Annotated in this window: 9 protein-coding genes and 1 pseudogene; 4 read left to right on the forward strand and 6 right to left on the reverse strand. The window is 69.7% G+C overall.

Features of this window, described 5'->3' with window-relative positions; translation table 11 throughout:
• Positions 1–160: 160 nt before the first annotated feature.
• From HR086_RS40625 to HR086_RS40640, 4 genes are all read right to left on the reverse strand, one after another.
• Positions 161–2,014: an FTR1 family protein gene (locus HR086_RS40625; RefSeq protein WP_174468288.1), complete on the reverse strand. Its 1,854-nt coding sequence runs from the start codon at positions 2,012–2,014 to the stop codon at positions 161–163.
• 64 nt (positions 2,015–2,078) lie between these two features.
• Positions 2,079–2,495 (reverse strand): hypothetical protein, encoded by a 417-nt coding sequence (locus HR086_RS48045; RefSeq protein ID WP_217442148.1) that lies wholly within the window; start codon positions 2,493–2,495, stop codon positions 2,079–2,081.
• Between the two features lie 76 nt (positions 2,496–2,571).
• The gene (locus HR086_RS40635; RefSeq protein ID WP_141646660.1) at positions 2,572–3,051 is read right to left on the reverse strand and encodes a dihydrofolate reductase; all 480 of its coding nucleotides are present in this window, start codon (positions 3,049–3,051) and stop codon (positions 2,572–2,574) included.
• Complete coding sequence (locus HR086_RS40640; RefSeq protein ID WP_174468289.1) at positions 3,048–3,842, reverse strand: thymidylate synthase; 795 nt, start codon at positions 3,840–3,842, stop codon at positions 3,048–3,050. The genes HR086_RS40635 and HR086_RS40640 overlap by 4 nt, the downstream gene beginning before the upstream one ends.
• 154 nt (positions 3,843–3,996) lie before the next feature.
• Here HR086_RS40640 and HR086_RS40645 point away from each other — a divergent pair, with 154 nt between their 5' ends.
• From HR086_RS40645 to HR086_RS40655, 3 genes are read left to right on the forward strand one after another with little or no spacing between them, the layout of a single operon-like run.
• Positions 3,997–4,560: a cob(I)yrinic acid a,c-diamide adenosyltransferase gene (locus HR086_RS40645; RefSeq protein ID WP_141646662.1), complete on the forward strand. Its 564-nt coding sequence runs from the start codon at positions 3,997–3,999 to the stop codon at positions 4,558–4,560.
• A gap of 19 nt (positions 4,561–4,579) precedes the next feature.
• A complete protein-coding gene (queG, locus tag HR086_RS40650) occupies positions 4,580–5,593 on the forward strand; it encodes a tRNA epoxyqueuosine(34) reductase QueG (protein WP_174463220.1) in 1,014 nt (337 codons plus the stop codon).
• Positions 5,566–6,531, forward strand: coding sequence for a DMT family transporter (locus HR086_RS40655; RefSeq protein ID WP_174468290.1), 966 nt, complete (start codon positions 5,566–5,568; stop codon positions 6,529–6,531). The genes queG and HR086_RS40655 overlap by 28 nt, the downstream gene beginning before the upstream one ends.
• Before the next feature lie 4 nt (positions 6,532–6,535).
• On the opposite strand, the gene HR086_RS40660 is transcribed toward HR086_RS40655, so the two are convergent.
• Positions 6,536–8,053 carry an endo alpha-1,4 polygalactosaminidase gene (locus HR086_RS40660; RefSeq protein WP_174468291.1) on the reverse strand — a complete coding sequence of 506 codons (1,518 nt, stop codon included), beginning with the start codon at positions 8,051–8,053 and terminating at the stop codon, positions 6,536–6,538.
• A 226-nt stretch (positions 8,054–8,279) separates the two neighbouring features.
• Between HR086_RS40660 and HR086_RS40665 the strand changes: the two genes are divergently transcribed.
• On the forward strand, positions 8,280–9,119 hold the full coding sequence (locus HR086_RS40665; RefSeq protein ID WP_174468293.1) for an ATP-grasp domain-containing protein: 840 nt from the start codon (positions 8,280–8,282) through the stop codon (positions 9,117–9,119).
• Positions 9,120–9,183: 64 nt separating this feature from the next.
• On the opposite strand, the pseudogene HR086_RS40670 reads toward HR086_RS40665, so the two are convergent.
• Positions 9,184–9,605: pseudogene (locus tag HR086_RS40670) on the reverse strand (hypothetical protein); the annotation flags it as partial.

Consider the following 9,605-nt stretch of genomic DNA (forward strand, 5'->3'; position numbering starts at 1 on the left):
CAGCTCCGGGGCGGGGCGCTGGGCCGGCTTGTCCTCCTGGGGGACGGGCTGACCCCGGGCGGAGCCCGTGCTCGACAGGAGCAGGACGACCAGCCAGGCGGAGAGCGCGCGCGAAAACCTCACCCGCACAAACTACCGCAAGGCCGGGGGTGTCGTCGCGTCAACTGGCGGACACCTCGGTGACGCGGTCGGCGCGAGCCCGGCGCCGCAGCAGCACCAGGGCCACCGGCGCGGCGGCCAGCAGGGCCTGGGGAAGCAGGGACACGAGGTCCGGGTAGATGCCCAGCAGGTCCAGGGTGAAGAAGCGCACGGGAACCAGCGGCAGCGCCCCCACTTCCTGGAGCGAGTGCAGGCCCTTGCCCAGCAGCATCACCGCCGTGACGACGAGGACCCCCGTGGACACGTTGAACAACGTCTTCATGGGCAGCCGGAAGCCCAGCCGGTTGATGAAGAGGACGAGGATGCCAAGCGCCACCACTCCCACCAGCGAGCCCCAGGCCACGCCCTCGGGCGAGTCCAGCGCCAGGCCCTGGAGGAAGATGGCCGTCTCGAAGCTCTCGCGCAGCACGGCGGTGAAGGCGATGAGGAACAGGCCCACCATGCTGCCGCGGCCGAGCGCGCCCTGCATCTTCTGGCGCAGCTCGCCCATGAACTGGCTCATGTTGGAGCGTGCGTTGAGCCACATCGCGGCGTACACCAGCATGCCCACCGCCACGAGCGCGGCCACGCCCTCCAGCCACTCGCGCTGCGCGCCGGCCAGCAGGTGTCGGCCGAGCAGGTAGGCCCCAGCGCCCACCACCAGCGCGGACATCCAGCCGGCATGCACCACGCGCACGTGCTCGGTGGCCTTCATCTTCTTCAGGGCCGCCAGCAGCGCCGCGACGATGATGGTGGCCTCGAAGCCCTCGCGCAGCAGGATGAACACGGTGAGCCACAGCGTGGACACCAGGTCCGCCGCGGTGCCGCTGCCCCGGCGCGCCTGGTCCAGGAGCGACACCAGCTCACGGCCCTCGTCCTGGAGGCGCGGACTGCCGTTCTCCGCCGCGAGCCGCGCGTTCAGGAACCCCTGCTCCAGCTTGAGCACCAGCGCCGAGTCCCGTGAGCTGAGCTTGGGCTCCACCGGCTCCAGGCCATTGAGGTACGCATCCAACAAGGCCGCCTTCGCCCCGGCCGCGTTGCCCGCCGCGCCCTGCCGCAGCGCCTCCTGCACGCCGTCGCGAGCAATCATCAGCGAGCGCTCCTCGTCCACTTGCGGCAGCTCGCGGCGCAGGCACGCGAGGTGCTCCGCGCCGAACGACTTCACCAGCTCGTCATCCGTGGTGTTCGCCAGCCGCTCCAGCGACGCTCGCGGCGGAGCGCCCTCGCACGGCGGCTGGCGCAGGGTGAAGACGAAGAAGGCCAGCGACCAGCGCTCGTCCTCGCTCAGCGTGGGATAGGCCGGCATCGCGGTGCCCGGCACGCCGAAGCTGGTGGTGTTGAAGGCCTTGTAGGGCGTGAGGCCGCCCATCAATTCCGCGTCGCGGAAGTTGGCGGGCTGGGGCTCCATGGTGGCGGCGATGGGCAGGTTGGCGCTGCCGTCCGCGCCGTGACAGGCCGCGCAGTTCGTCTGGAAGAGCTTCTCGCCGAGCTTCAGGTCCGGCGGGTGACGCGGGCTGCGAGCAAGGCCCCCGGCGAGCACCAGGTCCTCCACCAGCGCGCCGCAGTCCCGGCTCACGCCCTCCGCGTCGCGCGACTGGTCCACGCGCGCCTGGATGGCCTTCACACGTGGGATGAAGACCGCCGCCGCCGCGCCCAGGCCCTGGGCCGCGTCCACCGCCTCGGCCGCGAAGCTCTTCTGCTCCGCCAGTTCGAACGCAGACTGGGACTCGATGGCGGCCGGATAGTCCGCCTCCAGGTACTGGAGGATGCCCACCAATCGGTGCCACGTCCGCTCATCCGCGCCGGCCTCGCCCGCCACGGCCGAAAGAGGCACCGCGAGCACGAGGCACAAGGCGACGGAGACCACACGATTCATGGTCCTCGTCTACCAGCGGGGGATGAGGGTTTCAATTTTGCGAATCAATATCAAAACGGGCGTTTCAAGCGCGCGAAGGGGCGGTGGTGCCGGCAGTGAAGTTGCCAGGGCCTGTCCACTGCTCGACTTCCAGGGAATGGATGCGCAGGCGAGCGAGGCGCCAGTCACCGCCCCGCAGGCAGCCGATGGCGAGGGAGCCGATGGAGAGCGCGCCGATGGCGACGGCTCCGACGGCGAGTGCGCCGAGCGCGGTGGCACCCAGGGCGCTGGCTCCGACGGCGAGTGCGCGGAAGGCTCGGGCTCGCAGGGGTCTGCGGATTCGCTGGGCGTCGAGCTGCCGGGAGAGGCGAGCAAGCGTGGCGGTGTTGGCGAGCGCGAGTCCGGTGGCACCGGCCAGCGACGCCGTGCGCAGGGTGCGGCCCATGAGGTGCTGCGGCAGCGGGAAGGTGAGGGTGGTCCACATGCCGTTGGAGGTGGACACGGCCTCGCGTGGGAGCCACCCGACGGCGCCCGGTGCGCTGCCTGGCGGACGAGCGACGGAAGGAGGGATGTGCCCCTCAGCGCTCGTAGGTGAGGAACGCGTACGGAGGCTCTGACTCCGGGTGCTGCTCTTCCTCGACGAGTCGCCAGCCGGACAGGTCGACCTCCGGGAACAAGATGTCGCCCGGGTAATCGCGAGCGATGCGCGTGAGGTAGAGGCGCTGCACGCGGTCCATCGTCTGGGCGTAGAGGTCCGCGCCGCCCGCGATGAAGACCTCGTCATCGCCTCGGGCCCGCGCCTGTTGGAGCGCCTGCTCCACGGAGTGGGCCACCGTCACACCATCGGGCGCGAAGTCCTGCTGGCGCGTGACGACGATGAAGGCGCGGCCCGGCAGCGGACGGCCAATGGAGTCATACGTCTTGCGGCCCATGATGAGCGTGTGGCCCATGGTGAGTCGCTTGAAGCGCGCGAGGTCCGCGGGCAGTCGCCACGGCAGCTGGTTGTGGGCGCCGATGACGCGGTTGGATGCCAGGGCGACGATGGCCGACAGTTTCATACGGCGACCGGGGCCTTGATGGCGGGGTGCGGCTCGTAGCCTTCGAGCTGGAGGTCCTCGTACTTGAAGGCGAACAGGTCCTTCACGTCCGGGTTGAGGCGCAGGCGGGGCAGCGGCCGAGGCTCGCGCGCGAGCTGCTCACGGGCCTGCTCGACGTGGTTGAGGTACAGGTGCGCGTCGCCCATCGTGTGGATGAACTCGTGCGCCTCCAGGCCCGTCACCTGCGCCACCATCATCGTCAGCAGCGCGTACGAGGCGATGTTGAAGGGCAGCCCCAGGAAGATGTCCGCGCTGCGCTGGTAGAGCTGGCAGGACAGGCGCCCGTTGGCCACATAGAACTGGAAGAGGACGTGGCACGGCGGCAGCTTCATGTCCGGCAGGTCCGCCACGTTCCACGCGCTGACGAGGTGCCGGCGCGAGTCGGGGTTCTTCTTCAGCCCGTCGACCAGGGCCTTCATCTGGTCGATGTGCGCGCCGTCCGGCGCGTTCCAGGAGCGCCACTGGTGGCCATAGACGGGCCCCAGCTCGCCGTGTGCGTTGGCCCACTCGTCCCAGATGGTGACGCCGTTGGCCTGGAGCGTGCGCACGTTGGTGTCGCCCGCGAGCATCCACAGCAGCTCGTGGAAGATGGACTTCACGTGCAGCTTCTTCGTGGTGACCAGCGGGAAGCCGCGCGTCAGGTCGAACCGCAGTTGTGGGCCGAAGACACTGAGCGTGCCCGTGCCGGTGCGGTCGCCCTTCTTCGTTCCGTGCTTGAGGACGTGGTCGAGCAGGTTCAGATAGGGCTGCATGGGGCCATGCCGTCTAGGCGCCGCTGCCTCGCGGATCAAGCCCCGTGTCGCGCGAACTGCCAGCTACCCCGCAGAATGTCGCATGTCTCCGCGCATGCACCGACGCGCCTTCTCATTGGACGTGTGCCGCGCACCACCGGTACAAGCCGGAAACATGAAGATTTATACCAAGACGGGTGACGCGGGAGAGACCGGCCTGTTCGGGGGCGGTCGCGTCGCGAAGGATGACGCCCGCGTGGACGCGTACGGCGAGGTGGATGAACTCAACGCGACGCTCGGGCTCGCGAGGGGCTTCACGCTGCCGCAGGAGCTGGACGCGATGCTGCACCGGCTCCAGGACCAGCTCTTCACCGTGGGCGCGGTGATGGCGACGCCGGCGGGCACGAAGGCGTCCGCGCACATCCCGGCGCTCAAGGCGGACTGGGCGGAGGACATGGAGCACGCCATCGACCGCTTCGAGAGCGAGCTGCCGAAGATGACCCACTTCATCCTGCCCGGAGGCACGCAGGGGGCCGCCGCGCTGCACCTGGCGCGCACCGTGTGCCGTCGCGCCGAGCGCCGCGCCGTCCCGCTGCTGCGCGACGGGACGATTCCGAAGGACGTGGTGGTTTTCCTCAACAGGCTCTCCGACCTGCTCTTCGTCATGGCGCGCGTGGCCAACCACCGCGCCAATGTGCAGGACGTGAAGTGGATTCCGGAGAAGCCCTCCGCGTCGTAGCGCTCCCAGGTTCGCCGTCGTGCTGCCCACCGCCCATCTTCGCGACCTCGCCCGGTCCGTTGGCTTCGACCTCGTGGGCTTCGCTCGCGCGGAGCCCATTCCTCCCACCTTCCTCATGGAGTGGCTGGAGGCGGGCTTCGCGGCGGACATGGACTGGATGGGCGAGCGAGCCGCCGAGCGACTGGACGTGGACAGGCTGCTTCCGGGCGCCAGGACGGTCATCTCCTTCATCAACAACTACTGGCGTGATGACGAGGAGTCGGTGGGCTCACCCATCGCCCGGTATGCGCGGGGACGCGACTACCACTCCACGCTGCGCGACAGGATGAAGGCCTTCCGCAAGGCCGTCACCGTGATGTTCCCCGGCCTGGGGACGTACGGGAGCGTGGACAGCGGCCCGCTGATGGAGAAGGTGTGGGCGGCGCGCGCGGGGCTCGGCTACGTGGGGAAGAATGGCTGCTTCATCACCGAGCCGTATGGCTCGTGGGTGCTGCTGGCCACGCTCATCCTCGATGCAGAGGTCGACGACTATGGGACGGGCCCCGCGGCGGACCGGTGTGGCGCGTGTCGCCGCTGTCTCATGTCCTGTCCCACGGGCGCGCTGGTGGGCAACGGCCGTGTGGACGCGCGGGCGTGCCTGTCCTACCAGACCATCGAGAACCGCGAGCAGCAGGTGCCGGAGGCCTTCCGGCTCAAGTTCGACAACCTCATCTTCGGGTGCGACATCTGCCAGCAGGTGTGTCCGCTCAACCGGCGGCCGGTGTTCGCCGAGCACCCGCGCTTCGCGCCGCGCGCGGTGGCGGAGCTGGGGACGCTGGAGCTGGCGGGGCTGACACCGACACAGTACGAGCAACTCATCCCCGGTACAGCGCTGGCACGTGCACGGTACGATGTGCTTCGCCGCAACGCTGTGTACGCGCTGGGCGTGGCCAGGCAGGCGGACTCGCGATACCTGCTCGAAAAGCTCTGCGGCGATTCGAGCGAATTGGTACGTACCGCGGCGCAATGGGCGCTCTGCAAGCTCGACCCCTGAACTCCTCCGAGTCTTCGCTTCGCGGGGTGTACGCCGCGTTGCTCATCCAGGTCGTCATCAGCGCGGGGACGTACCTGGCCGCGAAGCGGGCCATGACGGAGCTGCCGCCGCTCACCGTGGTGTTGTGGCGCTTCTGTCTGAGCGGGTTGGTGTTCGTCGCGCTGCTCCTGGTGCTGCCCGGGCCCAAGCTGCCGCCGCGCGATGCCTGGCGCCGCATCTTCATCCTGGGGCTCCTGGCGGGCCCGGTGAACCAGGTGTTCTTCTTCACCGGTCTGTCGCGCTCCACCGCCGCGCATGGCGCGCTCCTCTATGCGCTCACGCCGCTGGGCGTTTATCTCTTGAGCCTGGTGCGAGGACAGGAGCGGGCCTCCACGCGGACGCTGCTGGGCATCGCCACCGCCTTCGCGGGCGTCGTGGTGCTGCTGCTGGGACGAGGGCTGGCGGATGCACGCGGCTCGCTGCTGGGGGACGTGCTCATCCTCGGCGCGGTGCTGGCCTGGGTGGCCTACACGACGGAGGGGAAGCCCTTCGTCGCCGTCCACGGTCCGCTGCGCGCGACGGCGTGGTGCATGACGATGGCCACGGTGTTGATGCTGCCCTTCGCTCCGTTCGTGGCGAAGCCCGAGGCGTTGATGGCCGCGAGCCTGGCGGCCAAGGGCTGCATCGTCTACCTGGGGCTGCTCACGTCGGTGGTGGCGTACGTGCTCTGGTACTACGCGCTGTCGAAGGTGTCGGCGTCGAAGGTGGCCATCTTCTCCAACCTCCAGCCCGCGGCGACGGCGCTCGCGGCCTGGGCGCTGCTGGACGAGGCCCTGCACTGGGAAATCGTGGTGGGTGGGTTGCTCGTCCTGGCGGGCGTGCGGCTCACCCAGACGGTGGTGGCCCGTGCTCCGCCGACGGCGCCCCTGCCTCCCGTGGCGGGGCGCCCGGCGACCTGAGTGGCTACTGAGGGTCCCAGCCCGCGTTCACCGTCACCCGGTCCAGTGCGCGCACCGTGACGTAGGGGACGAAGCCCGCGGCACGCGAGCGCGTGTACGCGTCCGCGACGTGGGCGGACTGGGTGGCGTAGTCGGTGGACAGCACCAGCTTGCCCGCGGCGCGAACCCGGGCGGCGTTGGCGCGGTTCTCCGCGCACCAGGACGCATCACAGGCAACGTCGTCGGACCAGTACATGTCCTCCATGCCCAGGCCGTCGATGACGGGCAGGTACGCCGTGTCGTCGATGAGCTCCGGGGAGTTCTGTGGCACCACCTTGAAGGCCGGGTTGCGCGCCTTCGCGTACTGGCTGATGCGGGCGATGAGGGCCACCATCTTCCGCGCGAGGTCGGCGCGGTTGGTCCCCGCGGAGTTGGCGGGAATCTCCTCGTACGTCACCACCATGTCCAGGTAGCAACCGGTGAAGCCCGCGGCGAGCGCGCGGTCGATACGACCCTGGACGATGGGCCACCAGCGCTCGTCCCAGTACTTCACGTACTGCTCATCGGGCCAGCCATCCACGGGGCCGAGCTTCAGGTCCGCGGGCACCTGACTCCACTCGGGACGGTACTCCTCGATGGCGCCAATCTCGAAGTAGGCGAGCACCTGCTTGCCGCCGGACTTGAGCGCGGAAATCTCGGCGGCGGTGAAGTAGCCGCTCGAGCCATCCCGCACCAGTTCGACAATGGCGAGGTCGAACTTCGAGGCCGCGATGGCGTCAAGCTTGCCCTGGGGATAGTTCGTGAGCTGGTACGTGAAGCTGCTGACGCCCTCCCAGGGAACGGGAGTGCCCGCGTCGGTGGACGTGCCCGCGTCCGTCGGGGTGCCCGCGTCCGTCGGGGTGCCCGCGTCCGTGGGGACTCCCGCATCAGTGGGCGTGCCCGCGTCCGTCGGAGTCCCGGCGTCCGACGCCGCCACCTGCACTCGCACCACGAGCAGGTCCAGCAGCGACGCATCCGCCGAGGACTCCGTGCGGTAGCGCAGCTTCACGGGGCCGCCGGAGAGGAACCTCGCGGGGGAGGGGAGGGCCAGTGACGTGGCGGACCACTTCCACGACAGCGCGAAGGCGTTGTCACCCACGATGACCCAGGTGCTCGTCGTGTAGTCCCACGCCTCGAACAGCCAGCGCATCTCCGACTTCAGGGGGCCCCGGAAGTTCACGCCCACCTCGGCCGCGACGACGGTGTCGGCGCTCACGCCCGCAGGCAGCGGGTAGGTGCACGTGGCGGAGCTGTTGGCGGCGAACTCGACGTACTCCGCCCAGCGGTCCTGCGTGCCCGACAGCGTCTGGGTGTGCAGGCCCTGCACGCCCTGGCCCGAGCCGATGGAGCCGCGCGCGAGCTGGAGGGTGGAGCAGGTGAGGGTCTGCGCATTGGGGAGAATCGCGCCGCGCTCGTCATCGAGCGTGTCACGCGTGTTGCTTCCTCCACAGGCGGTCAGCAGGACAAGACAGGGCCACATCAACCAATTCACGACGACTCGCATGCAACGTCTCCTAGGGGTGTGGGAACGCGGCGGGCATTAACGTCGTGCGCGTGGCACCAGCAAGGCGAAGTGGATGCGAGCACGCTCGATACGCAAGGCCCGCGCTCCCTCGCTGGAACATTCGTTTCCGCCTGGACGGCTCGCATCCGTGGGAGGGGTGGTGCATGGACGGAGCGGTGCTCCGTGGTGCGGTGGCGCACGGCTTCGGTCTGCGTACACTCGCGTGATGCTTCGTGCGGGTGAGGACCTGTTCCAGGTGGAGGAGCGACTGTGGATGCTGACGGCGCCCACGGGCCAGGGCATCTACGACTTCGGCTTCGACAGGTTCTTCCCCTGCCGTCGCCCGTATCAACTTCCCGAATCGCTGGAGGTGGTGGCGCGCGTGGGCGTGTGGAACGACTACGCCGAGCGCCACCGCGAGCTGGCGTCGGAGGGTGTGCGACTGGTGCATTCGCCGGACCAGCACCTGTTGGCCACGGAGCTGCCGCACTGGTACCCGAGGCTCACGGACCTCACGCCGCGCAGCGTCTGGTACGACGAGCGGCCAGATGCGAAGACGGTGGAGGACGCGCTCGGCTGGCCCGTCTTCGTGAAGGGTGAGCGACAGACGAGCCGCCACCGCAAGTCACTCTCCATCATCGAGGGGCCCGAGCAGTTCGAACTCGCGATGGCGGCCTATGCGAAGGACCCCATCCTCCACTGGCAGCGCGTGGTGTGTCGCGAGCTGCGCCCGTTGCGCCGGGTGGAAGAGGGCGCGCCGGACCGCATCCCCAGCTCGTTCGAGTTCCGCACCTTCTGGTGGCGCGGTGAGCTGGTGGGGTGGGGGCCCTACTGGTGGCAGGGCTCGCCGTACACGATGAACGAGCTTGAGCAGCGCGAGGCGCTCGCCCTCGGGCGCGAGGTGGCGCGCCGGGTGGACGTCCCGTTCCTGGTGGTGGACGTGGCGCAGGAGGTCTCCGGCCGCTGGATTGTCATCGAGTGCAACGACGGCCAGGAGAGCGGTTACGCGGGCGTCTCACCCTTCGCGCTGTGGCGGAACATCCTGGAGCTGGAACGCGCGCGCTGACCGGGGCGGAGTTCAGTCGCGTTGGGGTCCCTCGAGCCGGAGCGCGCGCTGACCGGGGCGGAACTCAGTCCCCGTTGGGGTCCCACTCGGAGATATCGGTCTTGGGCTCCGGCGGAATCGCGGGGCGCAGCGGATTGGACGGCGGGGGCGCGGGCTTCTTCGTGGCGGCGACGGGCGCGGGCGCCGGCTCGTCGTCGAGCAGCGGGTCCTTCTTCTCGTCGTCGCTGGCGGCGATGGTGGGCGCGGGCTTCGCGGGCGCGGGCTTCACGGGCTCCATCCGGGGCGTCGGCTTCGCGGAGGCCGTGGGCGCGGGCGGCGCGTCCAGCGGCTCCAAGTCACTGAAGTCGGGCTCGGCCTCGGGCGCGGGCTTCGCGGGCGCGGGCTTCGGCTCGGAGTCCGCGGCGCGGTAGACACCCTGCCGCGACACCGGGGGCACGGGCGTGGTGTCGACCGGCGCCGCCCGTTGTACTTCCTCCGGGGGGGGAC

This window comes from Myxococcus sp. CA039A, assembly GCF_013336645.1.
GTDB classification, from domain to species: domain Bacteria; phylum Myxococcota; class Myxococcia; order Myxococcales; family Myxococcaceae; genus Myxococcus; species Myxococcus llanfairpwllgwyngyllgogerychwyrndrobwllllantysiliogogogochensis.